14 protein-coding genes and 1 riboswitch are annotated in these 16,404 nt (G+C 73.8%); of the genes, 10 read left to right on the plus strand and 4 right to left on the minus strand.

Annotated features, from left to right (window positions below; all coding sequences use genetic code 11):
- Positions 1-45: 45 nt before the first annotated feature.
- Positions 46-1,362, minus strand: a complete 1,317-nt coding sequence (locus tag AB0I68_RS02605; protein WP_363175321.1) for a glycosyltransferase family 4 protein — start codon at positions 1,360-1,362, stop codon at positions 46-48.
- A 238-nt stretch (positions 1,363-1,600) separates the two neighbouring features.
- On the opposite strand from AB0I68_RS02605, the gene AB0I68_RS02610 reads away from it, so the two are divergent.
- The gene (locus tag AB0I68_RS02610) at positions 1,601-2,254 is read left to right on the plus strand and encodes a TetR family transcriptional regulator (RefSeq protein WP_363175322.1); all 654 of its coding nucleotides are present in this window, start codon (positions 1,601-1,603) and stop codon (positions 2,252-2,254) included.
- A gap of 138 nt (positions 2,255-2,392) precedes the next feature.
- On the opposite strand, the gene AB0I68_RS02615 is transcribed toward AB0I68_RS02610, so the two are convergent.
- Positions 2,393-2,626, minus strand: coding sequence for a ferredoxin (locus tag AB0I68_RS02615; protein WP_363175380.1), 234 nt, complete (start codon positions 2,624-2,626; stop codon positions 2,393-2,395).
- A 5-nt stretch (positions 2,627-2,631) separates the two neighbouring features.
- Positions 2,632-4,095, minus strand: a complete 1,464-nt coding sequence (locus tag AB0I68_RS02620; protein ID WP_363175323.1) for an aldehyde dehydrogenase — start codon at positions 4,093-4,095, stop codon at positions 2,632-2,634.
- Positions 4,096-4,300: 205 nt separating this feature from the next.
- Here AB0I68_RS02620 and AB0I68_RS02625 point away from each other — a divergent pair, with 205 nt between their 5' ends.
- The 7 genes from AB0I68_RS02625 to AB0I68_RS02655 all read left to right on the plus strand — a co-directional run bounded on the left by AB0I68_RS02625 (position 4,301) and on the right by AB0I68_RS02655 (position 12,885).
- Positions 4,301-5,431, plus strand: coding sequence for an MBL fold metallo-hydrolase (locus AB0I68_RS02625; RefSeq protein ID WP_363175324.1), 1,131 nt, complete (start codon positions 4,301-4,303; stop codon positions 5,429-5,431).
- Between the two features lie 97 nt (positions 5,432-5,528).
- Positions 5,529-5,607, plus strand: a riboswitch (cobalamin riboswitch).
- A gap of 129 nt (positions 5,608-5,736) precedes the next feature.
- Entirely contained in the window at positions 5,737-6,975 is a 1,239-nt protein-coding gene (locus AB0I68_RS02630) for a prenyltransferase/squalene oxidase repeat-containing protein (RefSeq protein ID WP_363175325.1), read from the plus strand.
- Positions 6,975-7,616, plus strand: coding sequence for an SCO2322 family protein (locus AB0I68_RS02635; RefSeq protein ID WP_363175326.1), 642 nt, complete (start codon positions 6,975-6,977; stop codon positions 7,614-7,616). Before AB0I68_RS02630 ends, AB0I68_RS02635 begins: the two co-directional genes overlap by 1 nt.
- 278 nt (positions 7,617-7,894) lie before the next feature.
- Positions 7,895-8,992 (plus strand): energy-coupling factor transporter transmembrane protein EcfT, encoded by a 1,098-nt coding sequence (locus AB0I68_RS02640; RefSeq protein WP_363175381.1) that lies wholly within the window; start codon positions 7,895-7,897, stop codon positions 8,990-8,992.
- Complete coding sequence (locus AB0I68_RS02645; protein ID WP_363175327.1) at positions 8,989-11,229, plus strand: ABC transporter ATP-binding protein; 2,241 nt, start codon at positions 8,989-8,991, stop codon at positions 11,227-11,229. The genes AB0I68_RS02640 and AB0I68_RS02645 overlap by 4 nt, the downstream gene beginning before the upstream one ends.
- Positions 11,226-12,092 carry an ECF transporter S component gene (locus AB0I68_RS02650; RefSeq protein WP_363175328.1) on the plus strand — a complete coding sequence of 289 codons (867 nt, stop codon included), beginning with the start codon at positions 11,226-11,228 and terminating at the stop codon, positions 12,090-12,092. The genes AB0I68_RS02645 and AB0I68_RS02650 overlap by 4 nt, the downstream gene beginning before the upstream one ends.
- 337 nt (positions 12,093-12,429) lie before the next feature.
- Positions 12,430-12,885 carry a transglycosylase SLT domain-containing protein gene (locus AB0I68_RS02655; RefSeq protein WP_363175329.1) on the plus strand — a complete coding sequence of 152 codons (456 nt, stop codon included), beginning with the start codon at positions 12,430-12,432 and terminating at the stop codon, positions 12,883-12,885.
- Between the two features lie 158 nt (positions 12,886-13,043).
- On the opposite strand, the gene AB0I68_RS02660 is transcribed toward AB0I68_RS02655, so the two are convergent.
- Complete coding sequence (locus AB0I68_RS02660; protein WP_363175330.1) at positions 13,044-14,213, minus strand: steroid 3-ketoacyl-CoA thiolase; 1,170 nt, start codon at positions 14,211-14,213, stop codon at positions 13,044-13,046.
- A gap of 241 nt (positions 14,214-14,454) precedes the next feature.
- On the opposite strand from AB0I68_RS02660, the gene AB0I68_RS02665 reads away from it, so the two are divergent.
- Both AB0I68_RS02665 and AB0I68_RS02670 read left to right on the plus strand, forming a co-directional pair.
- On the plus strand, positions 14,455-15,699 hold the full coding sequence (locus AB0I68_RS02665) for a cytochrome P450 (RefSeq protein ID WP_363175331.1): 1,245 nt from the start codon (positions 14,455-14,457) through the stop codon (positions 15,697-15,699).
- A 199-nt stretch (positions 15,700-15,898) separates the two neighbouring features.
- Positions 15,899-16,282 (plus strand): DUF6193 family natural product biosynthesis protein, encoded by a 384-nt coding sequence (locus tag AB0I68_RS02670; RefSeq protein WP_363175332.1) that lies wholly within the window; start codon positions 15,899-15,901, stop codon positions 16,280-16,282.
- Positions 16,283-16,404 lie beyond the last annotated feature (122 nt).

Below are 16,404 nucleotides of genomic sequence, written 5' to 3' on the forward strand. Positions count from 1 at the left end.
GGAGGGGGTGGAGGGGCTGGCGGGGGAGGAACATGAAGCGGAAGGTCACCGCGCGCGGCGGGCGCGGCCGGCTGCCTGCTCGATGGCGGCGCGGTAGTGCGCGGCGGTGCCCTCGGCGGCTCTGGCCCAGGTGAACCGGGCCAGCACCCGCTCGCGTCCGGCGGCGCCGAGGCGGGCCCGCAGCTGCGGGTCGCCCAGCAGCCGGCCCAGCGCGGCGGACAGCGCGCCCGCGTCGCCGGGCGGCACCGCGAGGCAGGTCTCGCCGTCGGGGCCGGCGACCTCGGGGATGGCACCGCCGGTGGTGGCGACCAGCGGGGTGCCGGTGGCCATGGCCTCGGCGGCGGGGAGCGAGAAGCCCTCGTACAGCGAGGGCACGCAGGCGACCTGCGCGCTGCGCACCAGGTCGACGAGCTCGGCGTCGGTGATGCCCTTGACGAAGCGGACCGCGTCCTGGAGCCCGTACGTCTCGATCGCGCGGGCGACCGGACCCTGCTCGGCGCGCTTGCCGACGACGACGAGGTGGGCGTCGGGCTGTTCGGTCCGCAGCTTCGCGAGCGCCTCGACGAGGTGCACGAGCCCCTTGAGCGGGACGTCGGCGCTGGAGGTGGTGACGATCCGCCCGGGCACCTCGGCGACGGACGCGTCGGGCGACCACAGGTCGGTGTCGGCGCCGATGTGGACGACGTGGATGCGCTCGTCCCGCACGCCCAGGTGCTCGGCGATCTCCTGCTTGGAGGATCCGGAGACGGTCAGCACGGAGGGCAGCCGGCGGGCGACGCGCCCCTGCATGTGCGTGAAGGCGTACCAGCGCCGGACGGAGGCCCGCTTCATGCGGTCCTTGGCGGCGGCCAGGTCCAGCTTCCGGTCGACGGTGATGGGGTGGTGGATGGTGGTGACCAGCGGCGCGCCGAGGTCGGCCAGCAGGCCGTAGCCGAGCGTCTGGTTGTCGTGGATGACGTCGAACTCGCCCGCGCGCGCGGCGAGATGGCGCCGGGCCCGCAACGAGAAGGTGAGCGGCTCGGGGAATCCGCCGGTCCACATGGTGGCGACCTCGAGCGCGTCGATCCAGTCCCGGTACTCGTCGCGCTTCGGCGTGCGGAAGGGGTCGGGCTGCCGGTACAGGTCGAGACTCGGAAGTTCGGTGAGCGTGGCGCCGGTGTCGAGGACCGGGTACGGCTGCGCGCCGATGACCTCGACGGAGTGCCCCAGCCTCACGAGCTCCCGCGAGAGGTGCCGGACGTAGACGCCCTGGCCGCCGCAGAACGGGTTCCCCTTATAGGTGAGGAGTGCGATGCGCAACGGGCGGTCGCCGTCGGTGGCGGAACCCGCGAAAGGGCTCGTCACCATGGCCTCAGCGGTCACTCTCGGCCCCCATCTCCCTGCACTTTCGCCGGAGCGTAACCGCTCGCATAATGTAGAACAAGTTTCAGACTTGATCCGTCGAAGACCATTGAATCTACCGGCCGGAAACCACACCGTAAGAGGCGGAGCAGGTGATTCGCGCCACGGCTTCGGCGCCTGCCATGCTGGCTGCCGATCAACACACGAACAGCCCGGAAATCAGCACCGCAACGACACGGAACGCCATGGAACGGGACAGATGACAGCGGATGCGAAAGCCGTCGCCATGACGGCGTCCCCTCCCCTGACGGAGCGCCAGGAGGCGCGCCGCCGCCGGATCCTGCACGCCAGCGCCCAGCTGGCCAGTCGGGGCGGTTTCGACGCCGTCCAGATGCGGGAGGTCGCCGAGGCGGCCGGGGTCGCGCTGGGCACCCTGTACCGCTACTTCCCGTCCAAGGTGCACCTGCTCGTCGCGACGATGCAGGACCAGCTCCAGCACATGCACACGACGCTCCGCAAACGGCCCCCGGCGGGCGAGGACCCGGCGGCCCGGGTCGCGGAAACGCTGATGCGGGCCTTCCGAGCCCTGCAGCGGGAGCCGCACCTCGCCGACGCGATGGTCCGCGCACTGACGTTCGCGGACCGGAGCGTGAGCCCGGAGGTGGACACGGTGTCCCGGCTGACCACGGCGATCATCCTGGACGCGATGGGCCTGGAGGCCCCGCCGACGGCGGAGCAGCTCTCCGCGGTCCGGGTGATCGAGCACACCTGGCACTCGGCACTGATCACCTGGCTCTCGGGCCGCGCCTCGATCGCCCAGGTCAAGATCGACATCGAAACGGTCTGCCGTCTGATCGACCTGACGGCCCCGGGCGCGGAGCCGCCTGCCGGTGCGGCCGCGCGAAAGTCCTGATCCCGCCGGTACGCAGCGGGCAGCGGGCAGCGGGCAGCGGGAGACCGGACGGGACCGTCCTCAGCCCCTCGGCCCCTGGCGTCCCTCGCCGTCTCCGCCGCCGGGCTCGTGGGGTCCGGCGGCGGAGACGGCGTGGCCTCATTCCTCCGGGGGGAACACCGCCTCCCCGGAGGCCGCCAGGGTGATCATGATGGCCTCCACCGGGCAGCCCTCCGCCGCCGTCAGGACCGGCTCGTTCGCGTCCGTCTCCGGCTCCCGCGGATGCGACTGGCGCGCCGAGTCCAGCGCGAAGCCCTCCGGCGCGTGGTTCACGCACATCCCCGAGCCGATGCAGACCCCCCGGTCCACCTCCACGTGCCACCGGTCGCCCATGGCGGTCACGCACCCGCCGCGTAGCCCGCCGGCAGGTGGATCATCTTGTGCTCCAGGTACTCGCTCAGCCCCTCGGGCCCGAACTCCCGCCCCACACCGCTGTTCTTGTAACCGCCGAACGGCCCCAGCATGTCCAGGCTGAAGGTGTTCACGTTGAACGTGCCCGTCCGCACCTGCCGGGCGAACTCGATGCCGTGCCCGACGTCCCCCGTCCAGACACTGCCGCTCAGCCCGAACTCCGAGTCGTTGGCGACCCGTACCGCCTCCGCCTCGTCCCCGTACGGGATCAGGCAGACGACCGGCCCGAAGATCTCCTCGCGGGCGATCCGCATCGAGTTGTCGACGTCGCCGAAGAGGGTGGGCTCGACGTACCAGCCGCGGTCCAGGCCGGCCGGGCGGCCGCCGCCCGCCAGGACCTTGGCGCCCTCCTCCTGCCCGATCCGGATGTAGTCCAGCGACCGCTGCCGCTGCCGCTCGGCGACCAGCGGGCCGAGCTGCGTCGCCGGGTCCAGCGGGTCGCCGACCACCAGCGCGCCGGCCGCGGCCGCGAGCGCCTCGGCGACCTCCTCGTACCGGCTGCGCGGCGCGAGCACCCGGGTCTGGGCCACGCAGGCCTGCCCGTTGTTCATCCAGGCCGCCGGGACGATCCCCGCAAGGGTGGACTCGAGATCGGCGTCCGGCAGGATCACCGCGGCGGACTTGCCGCCGAGTTCGAGCGTGACCCGGGTCAGGTTGCGGGCGGCGACCTCCATCACGCGCCTGCCGGCCGCGACCGAGCCGGTGAACGCCACCTTGTCGACGCCGGGGTGGCCGACCAGGTACTCGCTGACCTCCCGGTCGGCGGGCAGGATCGACAGCACGCCCTCCGGCAGCCCGGCCTCCCGCACGATGTCGGCGAGGATGTACGAGTCCAGCGGCGACTCGGGGGACGGCTTCAGGATCACCGTCGACCCCGTCAGCAGCGCCGGCGCGAGCTTGGCGGCGGCCACGAACTGCGGCACGTTCCACGGGATGACGGCCGCGACCACGCCCACCGGCTCCCGGCGCACCAGGATCGGCCCGAGCACCCCCTGGCGGTGCTCCTCGTACGGATAGGCGCGCGCGACCTGGATCGCGGCGTCGTAGACCATCATCGGGCCGAGCGCCTGCGCGAGGACGCTCCAGGAGTACGGGGACCCGTTCTGGGAGCTGATCGACCGGGCGATCTCCTCGTGCCGGACGGCGATCGCGTCCTTGATCCGGGTGACGACCGCGATCCGCTCGTCGAGGGACATCCGGGGCCAGGGGCCCGCGTCGAAGGCCCGGCGCGCGACGGCGACGGCGCGGTCCACGTCCGCGCGGGAGGCGTGCGGGACGCTGCCGATGACCTGCTCGGTGTGGGGGGAGACGATCTCGATCGTGTCGGTGCCCAGCGGATCCGTCCACTCCCCGCCGATGAACAGGTGTCCGTGTTCCACGAGCTCGGTCATGGCTGATGCCTCCTGCGGCTTGGCGTTCCCGAACTGATACCAGTTCTAGTTCTAGGAGTCCACGGCCAGGACGGAACGGCCCGGAAGATCCAACGACTAGTCAGAACGGCCCCCAGATGGTCGACTTGGGCTACTACTGCAACTCGTTCTCGTGAGAGTGAGCCGGGCGGCGGCAGACGCGGCCGGGCGCAGACAGGGAGCCCTCATGCCGCAGGACACGCCATCGCAGGCCGCACGGCCCACCGCACCCCAGGACACGCCCCCCATCAGGCCGCACGTCACCGACCACGGCGGCGGTGTCCGCGGCATCAAGGTCCCGATCCCCGACAACCCGCTCGGCCACACCCTCGTCCACGTCCTCGACACCGACCGCGGCCCCGTCCTCGTCGACACCGGCTGGGACGACCCGCAGTCCTGGGACACCCTCGTCGCCGGCCTCGGCGCACTCGGCATCGCGGTCGCCGACATCCACGGCGTGGTCATCACCCACCACCACCCCGACCACCACGGCCTGTCCGGCCGGGTCCGCGATGCCTCCGGCGCCTGGATCGCCATGCACGCCGCCGACACCGAGGTCGTCGTACGGACCCGGGCCGCCGAGCCCGGCGTCTGGTTCGACTACATGAGCGGGAAGCTCGCCGCCGCCGGAGCCCCCGAGGAACACATCGCGCCCCTGCGGGCGGCGCGCTCCGGCGGCCGCGCGCTCCCCCATGGCCCTCGGCATGGGAGGGGCCCCCACCTGCCCGGGCTGCGGGCCGCCGTCCCCGACCGGGAGATCGTCCCCGGCGAGCTGCTCCCCCTCGCCGGGCGCCGGCTCCGCGCCATCTGGACCCCGGGGCACACCCCCGGCCACGTCTGCCTGCACCTGGAGGAGCGGCACCCGGCGAACCTCCCCGGCAACGGCCGCCTCTTCTCCGGGGACCACCTGCTGCCCGGGATCTCCCCGCACGTCGGCCTGTACGAGCACCCGGAGGACACCCGGGTCACCGACCCCCTCGGCGACTACCTCGACTCCCTCGAACGCATCGGCCGCCTCGACCCCGCCGAGGTGCTCCCGGCCCACCAGCACGCCTTCACCGACGCCCCGGCCCGCGTCCGCGAACTGCTCCGCCACCACGAGGACCGGCTGACCGGGCTGTGGGAGCTGCTGGCCGAGCCGCTGACCCCGTGGGTGCTGGCGGAGCGCATGGAGTGGAACCGGCCCTGGGAGCAGATCCCGTACGGCTCCCGCACCATCGCCGTCTCGGAAGCGGAAGCCCATCTGCGGCGGCTGGTGAAGCAGGGCCGGGCCGAAGCCGTCCCGGGCAGCGACCCGGTCACGTACCGCGCTCTGTGACGGCGGGCCCTCCGGTAAGGGGCGCTGCGGCCCGACGCCACCCTTCCGGGCTACTACGGGCCGGTACAGTAAGGCCGTCGTCCACCCTTCCGTACGGGGGGAAGCCGGTGCAATTCCGGCGCTGACCCGCAACCGTGACCCGCCCCGGCCCCGCCGGGCGGGGAGCCGGACTGCCCCGTACGCGAGGTGCGCGGCTCGCGTCGCCGGAGCCCCGGCGGCCGGCACCGTCGAGGTACACGGAGCCGGAGCCCGGTGCCCTGTGCGCGCCTGCCTCCTGCTCCCCAGCACGAGAGGCACCCGCCCCCATGAACGTCCGCCGCAGCGCTGCTGCGCTCGCCGCCTCCGCCGTGCTCTGCGTGGGCGCCGCCCCCGCAGCCCTCGCCGCACCCTCCCCCTCCGCCCCGCCGGCCCCGGTGATCCCCTCCGGGCTGTACGGCAAGAACGACCCGACGTACGACGGCGTGTGGCGGCAGTCCTTCGCGCTGCTGGCCCAGCACACGGTCGGCGTCAAGCCCGCCGAGCAGGCCGTCGGCTGGCTCGTCGGCCAGCAGTGCGCCAACGGCGGCTTCGCCTCGTTCCGCGCGGACGCGGGCGCGGCCTGCGACGACAAGACGATGTTCGACACCAACGCCACCGCGATGGCCGTGCAGGCGCTGAAGGCGCTGGGCGGCCAGGACGCGGCGGTGCAGAAGGGCGCGGACTGGCTGAAGTCCGTCCAGAACGACGACGGCGGCTGGGCCTTCGTCCCCGGCACGCCGAGCGAGGGCAACTCCACCTCCATCGTCATCAGCGCGCTGGCCGAGGCGGGCGAGACGCCGGCCGAGGTCAAGTCGAAGGCGGGCAAGTCCGCGTACGAGGGCCTGCTCGCCTTCCAGCTGGGCTGCGCCACCGAGCCGGCCGCCGACCAGGGCGCCTTCGGGTACCAGCCGGCCGACGGCAAACTCCCGGCCAACGCCGACGCCACGGCCGCCGCGGTCCTGGCCGGCCTCGGTCAGGGGTCACTCGTGGCCCCCGCCTCCACGGACACCCCCGCGGCCGCGCTCGCCTGCCCGGCGGGCGCCGCCGACCCGGCGACCGCCGCCCAGGGCGCGGCCGGCTACCTGGCCGAGGCGCTGAAGAAGGACGGCCACCTGACGGCCGTCACCCCCGGCGCCGACCAGCCGACCCCGGACACCGGCAACACCGCCGACGCGGTGATCGCGCTGGCCGCGGCCGGGCACCAGCAGTCGGCGGCGGGCGCGCTGGAGTGGCTGAAGGCGAACTCGGCGGAGTGGGCCAAGGGCAGCCCGGCGGCCCTCGGCACCCTGGTGCTGGCCGCGCACGCGACGGGCACGGACCCGAGGGCGTTCGGCGGCACGGACCTGGTGACGGCGCTGAACGCGACGGGCCCGGCCCCGCAGGCGGGCGACACGGCCGCGGCGAAGGCCAAGGCCGACACGTCGGACTCCGGCACGAACATCTGGTGGATCGTCGGCGCGGGCCTGGCGGCCGGCATGGGCATCGGCGTCCTGCTGAGCGGCCGCCGGAAGAAGAACCAGCTCTGATGCGCCGCGGCCTGACCCCGGCGGCCCTCGCGTTCGGCATCCTCCTCACCCTCCTGGCGTCCTCCCCCGCGCTGGCGGCGGGCTACCGCTACTGGTCGTTCTGGGAGGGCGCGGGAGGCCAGTGGCAGTACGCCACGCAGGGCCCCTCGACGGCCCGTCCGGCGGACGGCGCGTCCCTGGGCTTCCGCTTCGCGGTGAGCCAGGACGCGGCGGCCGAGGCGGCGACGCCCCGCGCGGCGGCCGACTTCGCGCCGGTCTGCGCGTCGACGCCGGCCGTGGAGGGCCGCAAGCGGATCGCGGTGGTCGTCGACTTCGGCGTCCCGGCGGACGCCCCGGCGGGCGACACCCCGCCGCAGGGCACCCCGCGCACGGCCTGCGCCCAGGTCGCCCCGGACGCCACGGCGGCCGAGGCCCTGGCGGCGGTCGCCAAGCCGCTCCGCTACAACAGCGCGGCGCTGCTGTGCGCGGTGTCGGGCTACCCGAAGCAGGGCTGCGGCGAACAGATGACGGACGCGGAACCGAAGCCGTCGGCGCAGGCCGAAACCAAGGACGGAGGCCCGTCGGCGGGCCTCCTGGCAGGCCTGGCGGCGGTCGCCGCCCTGGCGGCAGCCGCAGTCTGGCAATCCCGCCGCCGCCGATGACACCCCCCGCCGAACACCCCGGCCCGGTGAACCCGGACACCGCCGACCAACCGACCGCGGCCGACACCCCGCTCCCGGCACAGGCCGAACACCCCGGCCCGGTGAACCCGGACACCGCCGAGCGGCCGTCCCCGGCCAGCCCGCACCGGGCCCGGCCGCAGGCCGGGCGGCGGACCCGCCGTCCCGCACCCGGCGACGCGCCCCCGGCCGGGCCCGGACCGGCCGGGCCGACCGGCCCCGCGTCCTGGCCGACGTACAAGAAGGGCCGTGTCCACCGGGTGGCGCCGCCGCAGGCCCGCCGGGGCAACGCCCTGCACGCGGGAGCGTGGTGGCTCTGGGCCCTCGGCCTCGCCACGGCCGCCTCCCGCACCACCGATCCCCTCCTCCTCGGCCTGATCGTCGGCGTGGCCGGCTACGTCGTGGCCGCCCGCCGGACCTCCGCCCCCTGGGCCCGTTCCTACGGGGCGTTCCTCAGACTCGGCCTCTTCGTCATCGCCCTGCGTCTCGTCTTCTCCGTGCTCCTCGGCTCCCCCATCCCCGGCTCGCACACCCTCTTCACCCTCCCCGAGCTCCCGCTCCCCGCCTGGGCGGCCCAGGGCATCCGCGTCGGCGGCCGCGTCACCGCCGAGCAGCTCGTCTTCGCCTTCTACGACGGCGCCAAGCTGGCCGCCCTCCTCGTCTGCGTCGGCGCCGCGAACGCCCTCGCCCATCCGGCCCGGCTGCTGAAATCCCTCCCGGCCGCCCTCTACGAGGCCGGCGTCGCCGTCGTCGTCGCCATGACCTTCGCGCCGAACATGGTCGCCGACGTCGCCCGTCTACGGACCGCCCGCCGCCTGCGCGGCCGCCCCACCGGCGGTGTCAAGGCGGTCCTCCAGATCGGCCTGCCCGTCCTGGAGGGCGCCCTCGAGCGCTCCGTCGCCGTCGCCGCCTCGATGGACGCCCGCGGCTACGGCCGTACCGCGCAGGTCCCGCCCACCGTCCGGCACACCACCAACGCGCTCACCCTCGGCGGCCTGCTCGGCATGTGCGCGGGCACGTACGGGCTGCTCGCCGCGGAGGGTGCCGCGTACGGGCTGCCGGTTCTCCTCATCGGCCTCGTCCTGGCCCTCGCGGGCCTGCGCCTCGGCGGGCGGCGCAGCATCCGGACCCGCTACCGGCCCGACCGGTGGGGGTGGCGGGCGTGGCTGGTCGCCGGGTCGGGTGCGGCGGTCGCCGCCGTCCTCGTCCACGCCGGGACCGTCGACCCGGACGCCCTGCACCCCGGCGTCGTCCCCCTCGTGGCCCCCACGCTCCCGCTGTGGCCGGCGGCCGCGATCCTCATCGGCCTGCTCCCCGCCTTCGTGGCGCCCGTACCTCCGAAGGAGGCCTCGCAGTGATCCGCTTCGAGCAGGTGTCGGTCACGTACGACGGCGCCGCGCAACCCACCCTCCGCGACGCCGATCTGGTGATCCCGGAGGGCGAGCTCACGCTCCTGGTCGGCCCGTCGGGCGTCGGCAAGTCGACCCTCCTCGGTGCCGTCTGCGGCCTGGTCCCGCATTTCACCGGGGGCACGCTGCGGGGGCGCGTCACGGTCGCCGGCCGCGACACCCGCACCCACAGGCCGCGCGAGCTCGCCGATGTCGTGGGCACGGTCGGCCAGGACCCGCTCGCCCATTTCGTGACGGACGTGGTCGAGGACGAGCTCGCGTACGGCATGGAGTCCCTCGGCCTGGCCCCGGCGGTCATGCGCCGCCGGGTCGAGGAGACCCTGGACCTGCTGGGCCTGAACGAACTCCGCGACCGTCCCATCGCCACCCTCTCCGGCGGCCAGCAGCAGCGGGTCGCGATCGGTTCGGTCCTGACCCCGCACCCGAAGGTGCTGGTCCTGGACGAGCCCACGTCTGCGCTGGACCCGGCGGCGGCCGAGGAGGTCCTCGCGGTCCTCCAGCGCCTGGTCCACGACCTGGGCACCACCGTGCTGATGGCGGAGCACCGCCTGGAGCGGGTGGTCCAGTACGCGGACCAGGTGCTGCTCCTCCCGGCCCCGGGCGCGGCGCCGGTCCTCGGCACCCCGTCCTCGATCATGGCGGTCTCCCCGGTCCACCCCCCGGTGGTCGCCCTGGGCCGCCTCGCGGGCTGGTCCCCCCTCCCCCTCTCGGTCCGCGACGCCCGCCGCCGTTCCACTTCCCTCCTCTCCCGCCTCCCCACCTCCCCGAGCCCGACCCCATCCCCACCGACCACCCCAGCCCCGCCAACCACCCCCGGCCCGTCGGCCACGCCGGCCCCGCCAACCGCCACGGGCCCGTCAGCCACCCCGCCCTCATCGGCCACGCCGGCCCCGCCGGTGTCCCCCACCTCCCCGAGCCCGGCGCCCACCCCGGCCCCGCCAACCGCCCCCGGCCCGTCAGCCACGCCGGCCCCGCCAACCGCCCCCGGCCCGTCGGCCACGTCGGCCCCGCCAACCGCCACGGGCCCGTCAGCCACCCCGCCCTCATCGGCCACGCCGGCCCCGCCGGTGTCCCCCGCCTCCCCGGGCCCGGCGCCCACCCCGGCCCCGCCGACCGCCCCCGGCCCGTCGGCCACGCCGGGCCCGCCGGTGTCCCCGGCCGCCCCGGGCCCGCTGCCCGACCCGGCCGCGCCGCGCCACCCAGCCCCGCCGGCGTTTGAGGCGCGGGGTCTGGGGCGGAGCCCCGGGTTCGGGAAGGGGCGGGGTGGGGAAGAGGCCCCGCGCAGCGGCCCCACCCCCCGCCCCGGCATCCTGGCCCGCCTGCTCCGCCGGAGCGAGCCGACCCCCGCAACCGCCTCCGGGACCGGCAACGGCACCGGCACCGGCACCGGCACCCACAGCGGCAGCGACACCGCGGAGCAGGTGGCCCACGTCACCGCCCTCTCCCTCCGCCGCGGCCGCGCCGAAGTCCTCCACGGCATCGACCTCTCCGTGGCGCCCGGCGAGACCATCGCCCTCATGGGCCGCAACGGCGCCGGCAAGTCCACCCTCCTCGCCACCCTCATCGGCACACTCGCCCCCACCACCGGCACGGTGACCGTCGGGGGCCGCACCCCCCACCGCACCGCTCCGCAGGAGATGGTCCGCCGCGTCGGCCTCGTCCCGCAGGAGCCCCGCGACCTCCTCTATGCCGACACCGTGGCCGCCGAGTGCTCCGCCGCCGACGCAGACGCCGGCCGGCCGCCCGGCACCTGCCGGGCCCTGGTCTCCGAGCTGCTGCCCGACGTACCCGACGACACCCACCCCCGGGACCTCTCCGAGGGCCAGCGCCTGGCCCTCGCCCTGGCCCTCGTACTCACCGGCCGGCCCGCCCTGCTCCTGCTCGACGAGCCCACGCGTGGTCTGGACTACGCGGCCAAGGCCCGCCTGATCGAGATCCTGCGGGCGCTGGCCGCCGACGGGCACGCCATCGTCCTCGCCACCCACGACGTGGAGCTCGCCGCCGAGCTGGCCCACCGGGTCGTGATCCTGGCCGGCGGCGAGATCGTCGCGGACGGCCCGACCGCCGAGGTCGTCGTGTCGTCCCCCGCCTTCGCCCCCCAGGTGGCCAAGATCCTGGCCCCGGGCCACTGGCTCACGGTGACCCAGGTCGCACGGGCCCTGGCCGACGACGAGGCCACGCCGTGAACCACCCCGCCCGCCCCGTCCACCCCGCCCGCCCCCTCCGCATCGGCCCCCGCGCCGCCGCCGCACTGCTCCTCGTCACCCTCATCGGCATCGCGGCCTTCGGCTGGCCGCTCCTCGCCGGCCGCCAGTCCGGCCTCGCCCACTCCCAGGACGCCCCCTGGCTCTTCGCGGCGCTGCTCCCCCTCCTCGTGGCCGTCGTCGTCGCGACCATCGCCGACCAGGGCATGGACGCCAAGGCGGTGGCGATGCTCGGGGTGCTCGCCGCGGTCGGGGCCGCGCTGCGGCCGCTGGGCGCGGGCACGGCCGGCCTGGAGCCGATGTTCTTCCTGATGGTGCTCAGCGGCCGCGTCCTCGGCCCGGGCTTCGGCTTCGTCCTCGGCTCGGTCACGATGTTCGCCTCCGCCCTGCTCACGGGCGGGGTCGGGCCCTGGATGCCGTTCCAGATGCTGGCGATGGGCTGGTTCTCGCTGGGCGCCGGGCTGCTGCCCGGGGCGATGGGGGTCCCCCCTGCTCGAGCGAAGCCGAGAGCTTGGGGGAGGATCCGGGGCCAGGCGGAGCTGCTGATGCTGGCGGCGTACGGCTTCGTGGGCTCGTTCGCGTACGGCACGATCATGAACCTGCAGGGCTGGGTGCTCCTGCAGGGCATGGGCCAGGGCATCTCCTTCCACCCAGGGGATCCGGTCGCCGCCAATCTGACGCGCTTCCTCGCGTACTGCGCGGCGACCTCGCTGGGCTGGGACCTGGGACGGGCCGCACTGACCGTCGTACTGACCCTCGCGGTCGGCGGCACGCTGCTGAAGGCGCTGCGGCGGGCGGTGCGGAAAGCAGCGTTCGAGGCTCCCGTTTCCTTCGGTTCGGGTTGAAAGTGGCCGCGCACACACACCATTTCGTGTAGCGGACCACCACAGAAGGTGACATTTGGACCCTGTGCCGGTGACGCGCCCCATAGGACCCACGTCACATACGGCCTGGAGTAGTAGGCCTCACGGCCCCCTGCCACCGCCCGGAAACCGGGCCCTCACCTGCATGAACACCCGCACCCCCGGCCAGGCGCCAAGGGGCCCCGACTGCGAGGACGGCTAGTAACCGGGGTCATTGCCAGACCCTCGGAGGCCTGGCTAACTGGTGTTGTCGCTACGGCGGCCGGGGTCTTCGCCCCCCGCCCGACGAACCCCTCTCCTCTGCGTGAGTGGCTCACGCATGTCTTCGACATGCCCGCGACCACCCTTGTCCCCTTCGGAAGGTTCATCCGTGTCCAACGCTGTCATCCGTCGCATCGCCGCCTCCAAGAAGACCCTCGCCGGCTCCATCGTCGCCCTGGGCGTCGCCGGCACCATGCTCGCCACGGTTCCCGCTCAGGCGGCTCCGATGGACGCCAAGGCGATCGCGCACCAGATGATCAAGGACCCGGCCCAGTTCGCCGCCTTCGACAAGATCATTTCCCACGAGAGCGGCTGGGACCACACCGCCACGAACTCCTCCTCGGGTGCGTACGGCCTGGCCCAGGCCCTGCCGGGCTCGAAGATGGCCTCGGCGGGTGCGGACTGGAAGACCAACCCGGCCACCCAGATCAAGTGGGGCCTGGACTACATGAACTCCCGCTACGGCAGCCCGGTCGGCGCCTGGAACTTCTGGCAGGCCAACCACTGGTACTAAGCCGCCAGTGACCCCATAGCGGTACGAGCAGTGCCGGCAGCGCCGACCGTGCCGGCAGTGCGAAGGCCCCGGTGGCCGGACCTCCCCAGGTCCGGCCACCGGGGCCTTCTGTTTCCCATCCCACAGGGTCCGTACGGCCGGCCTGCGGCCGGCGCCGCCTACAGCCGCTGGATGATCGTCCCGGTCGCGAGCGCGCCGCCGGCGCACATGGTGATCAGCGCGAATTCCTTGTCGCGGCGTTCCAGCTCGTGCAGCGCGGTGGTGATCAGCCGGGCGCCGGTCGCGCCGACGGGGTGGCCGAGCGCGATGCCGCCGCCGTTGACGTTGACCTTCTCCAGGTCCTGCTCGAAGACCTGGGCCCAGCTGAGGACGACGGAGGCGAAGGCCTCGTTGATCTCGACCAGGTCGATGTCCTTGAGGGACATGCCGGCCTTGCCGAGCACGGCCCGCGTCGCGTCGATCGGCCCGTCGAGGTGGTAGTGCGGGTCGGCGCCGACCAGGGTCTGGGCGACGATCCGGGCGCGCGGCTTGAGCTTCAGCGCGCGGGCCATCTTGCGTGAGGCCCACATCACGGCGGCGGCCCCGTCCGATATCTGCGAGGAGTTCCCGGCGGTGTGCACGGCGGTCGGCATGACCGGCTTCAGCCGGGCCAGCGCCTCCATGCTGGTGTCGCGCAGCCCCTCGTCCCGGTCGACGAGGCGCCACATGCCCTGCCCGGCGGCCTGCTCCTCCTCCGTCGTCGGGACCTGGACGGCGAAGGTCTCCCGTTTGAACCGCTCCTCGGCCCATGCGGTGGCGGCCCGCTCCTGGGAGAGGAGCCCGAGCCGGTCGACGTCCTCGCGGGTCAGGCCCCGGTGGCGGGCGATCCGCTCGGCGGCCTCGAACTGGTTCGGGAGGTCGACGTTCCACTCGTCCGGGAAGGGCTTGCCGGGGCCGTGCTTGGAGCCGGAGCCCAGCGGCACCCGGCTCATCGCCTCGACGCCGCAGGCGATGCCGATGTCCATGACCCCGCCGGAGATCATGTTGGCGACCATGTGGTTGGCCTGCTGGGAGCTGCCGCACTGGCAGTCCACGGTCGTCGCGGCGGTCTCGTACGGCAGGCCCATGGCGAGCCAGGCGTTGCGCGCCGGGTTCATGGACTGCTCGCCGGCGTGGGTGACGGTGCCGCCGACGATCTGCTCGACGCAGTCGGGCTGGATTCCGGTCCGGGCGAGGAGTTCACGGTACGTCTCGCCGAGCAGGTAGGCGGGATGGAGGTTGGCGAGCGCGCCCCCGCGCTTGCCGATGGGGGTGCGTACGGCTTCGACGATGACGGGTTCCGCGGCCATGAGCTCGTCCTCTCCTGCACTGTGCCGGCGCGGCGGGCCGTCCCGGCGCCCCGCCCGAACTAGTACGCGTTCTAGTTCTCCTCGCAGTCTTATGACCCCAAGGCCCGGCACGCAAGGGTCTTGCACGCGGCTTCCACGGATTCCACACGCAACAGTTGGCGCGAGGGCCCTTGTCACTTCTAGAACTCGTTACTACCTTCAAGCCAACTTCTGATGGGCCGTCAGACATTGGAGTCGCCCGATGCCCTGTCCCGCGCTGCCCGAAGGCTTCGACGCCACCGACCCCGACCTCCTCCAGGACCGGGTCCCCTTCCCCGAGTTCGCACAGCTGCGGCAGACCGCACCCGTGTGGTGGTGCCCCCAGCAGCGCGGCATCACCGGCTTCGACGACGAGGGCTACTGGGTCGTGACCCGGCACGCGGACGTCAAGTACGTCTCCACGCACCCGGAGCTGTTCTCCTCCACCACCAATACGGCGATCATCCGCTTCAACGAGCACATCCAGCGCGAGCAGATAGATGCCCAGCGCCTGATCATGCTGAACATGGACCCGCCGGAGCACACCCGCGTACGCCAGATCGTGCAGCGCGGTTTCACCCCGCGGGCCATCCGCGGCCTGGAGGAGGCCCTGCGCGACCGGGCCCGGAAGATCGTCGCCCAGGCCCTGGCGGTCTCGGGCGACGGCAGCTTCGACTTCGTCACGCAGGTGGCGTGCGAGCTCCCGCTCCAGGCCATCGCCGAACTGATCGGCGTACCGCAGGAGGACCGGCTGCGCATCTTCGACTGGTCGAACAAGATGATCGCGTACGACGACCCCGAGTACGCGATCACCGAGGAGGTCGGCTCCAGCGCGGCGATGGAACTCATCGGCTACGCCATGAACCTGTCCGCCGCCCGCAAGGAGTGCCCGGCCAAGGACATCGTCACGCAGCTGGTGGCGGCCGAAGGCCAGGGCAACCTGGGCTCCGACGAGTTCGGGTTCTTCGTGCTGCTGCTGGCGGTCGCCGGCAACGAGACCACGCGCAACGCCATCAGCCACGGCATGCACGCCTTCCTGACCCACCCCGACCAGTGGGAGCTGTACAAGGCGACCCGGCCGGCGACGGCCGCCGAGGAGATCGTGCGCTGGGCCACCCCGGTGGTCTCCTTCCAGCGCACCGCCACCCAGGACACCGAGCTGGGCGGGCAGAAGATCAAGGCGGGCGACCGGGTGGGGCTGTTCTACTCCTCCGCCAACCACGACCCCGAGGTCTTCGAGAACCCGGACGTCTTCGACATCACCCGCGACCCGAACCCGCACCTGGGCTTCGGGGGCGGCGGCCCGCACTTCTGCCTCGGCAAGTCCCTGGCCATCATGGAGATCGACCTGATCTTCAACGCGCTGGCCGACACCCTGCCCGACCTGCGGCTGACCGGAGAGGAACCGCGCCGGCTGCGCGCCGCCTGGCTCAACGGCATCAAGGAGCTCCGGGTCAGCCACGGTTGAGCGCCCGCGGCCGTACCGGTTGCGCGACGGCAGGGGTCGCTCCTCCCACGCCCCGGCCCCTGCCGTCCCCTGGAATGCCCGGGGGTGCGCGCCAGGGGCGTACCCGGCGTGCGGGCGGGGCGCATCAGGGGCGCACGTATGCCGGATCGTTGGCTTCCGGACCATTGTCCTGAGACCGGTGGGGCGTCACACTGCGCGGATGAACCTTCACGCTGCCGATACAGACACCGCTCACCGGGTGGATGCCCGCTGGCAGCGGCTGCCCACGACGTGGCGGCTGATCCAGGAGCGCGGCGGGCCCGAAACGCTCTGCCGCGGCGTCATCGAGCTCATCGAGGCCGCCTCCGCGCAGCCGCAGCTGCGCCGGCTGTACCCGTTCACCCGCCAGTGGACCCTGTGGTTCAGTTCCTGCACCCGCCACCCCTTCAAGGTGGAGGCACCGGCCGCCGAGCCCACCCCCGACGGCCGCTTCCGGGTGCGCAGCCCCAGCCTGAACACCGTCATCGCCGAGACCGACACCGCCGAGGCCGCCATCGCGCTCGTCGTGGACCGGCTCTCCCCGGGCGGCGCGGCGGGCCGGTGATCGCCCCGAGTGGCGCAGGCGTCGCCCGCGGCGGATCCTGACAGGACGCGGCGATCCACCGAAGGGGTGCCGGGACGGGTACGAGACCCTATCGGCACCCCTTCGTCAGGCCCGGGTACGCG

Source organism: Streptomyces sp. NPDC050448, assembly GCF_040655295.1.
Classification (GTDB): domain Bacteria; phylum Actinomycetota; class Actinomycetes; order Streptomycetales; family Streptomycetaceae; genus Streptomyces.

Excerpts from the sequence above, each read along its gene's own strand:
- AB0I68_RS02610 (WP_363175322.1), top strand. The coding sequence starts at position 1,601 with ATGACAGCGGATGCGAAAGCCGTCGCCATGACGGCGTCCCCTCCCCTG.
- AB0I68_RS02615 (WP_363175380.1), bottom strand. The coding sequence starts at position 2,626 with ATGGGCGACCGGTGGCACGTGGAGGTGGACCGGGGGGTCTGCATCGGC.
- AB0I68_RS02620 (WP_363175323.1), bottom strand. The coding sequence starts at position 4,095 with ATGACCGAGCTCGTGGAACACGGACACCTGTTCATCGGCGGGGAGTGG.
- AB0I68_RS02625 (WP_363175324.1), top strand. The coding sequence starts at position 4,301 with ATGCCGCAGGACACGCCATCGCAGGCCGCACGGCCCACCGCACCCCAG.
- AB0I68_RS02630 (WP_363175325.1), top strand. The coding sequence starts at position 5,737 with ATGAACGTCCGCCGCAGCGCTGCTGCGCTCGCCGCCTCCGCCGTGCTC.
- AB0I68_RS02635 (WP_363175326.1), top strand. The coding sequence starts at position 6,975 with ATGCGCCGCGGCCTGACCCCGGCGGCCCTCGCGTTCGGCATCCTCCTC.
- AB0I68_RS02655 (WP_363175329.1), top strand. The coding sequence starts at position 12,430 with ATGTCTTCGACATGCCCGCGACCACCCTTGTCCCCTTCGGAAGGTTCA.
- AB0I68_RS02660 (WP_363175330.1), bottom strand. The coding sequence starts at position 14,213 with ATGGCCGCGGAACCCGTCATCGTCGAAGCCGTACGCACCCCCATCGGC.
- AB0I68_RS02665 (WP_363175331.1), top strand. The coding sequence starts at position 14,455 with ATGCCCTGTCCCGCGCTGCCCGAAGGCTTCGACGCCACCGACCCCGAC.
- AB0I68_RS02670 (WP_363175332.1), top strand. The coding sequence starts at position 15,899 with ATGAACCTTCACGCTGCCGATACAGACACCGCTCACCGGGTGGATGCC.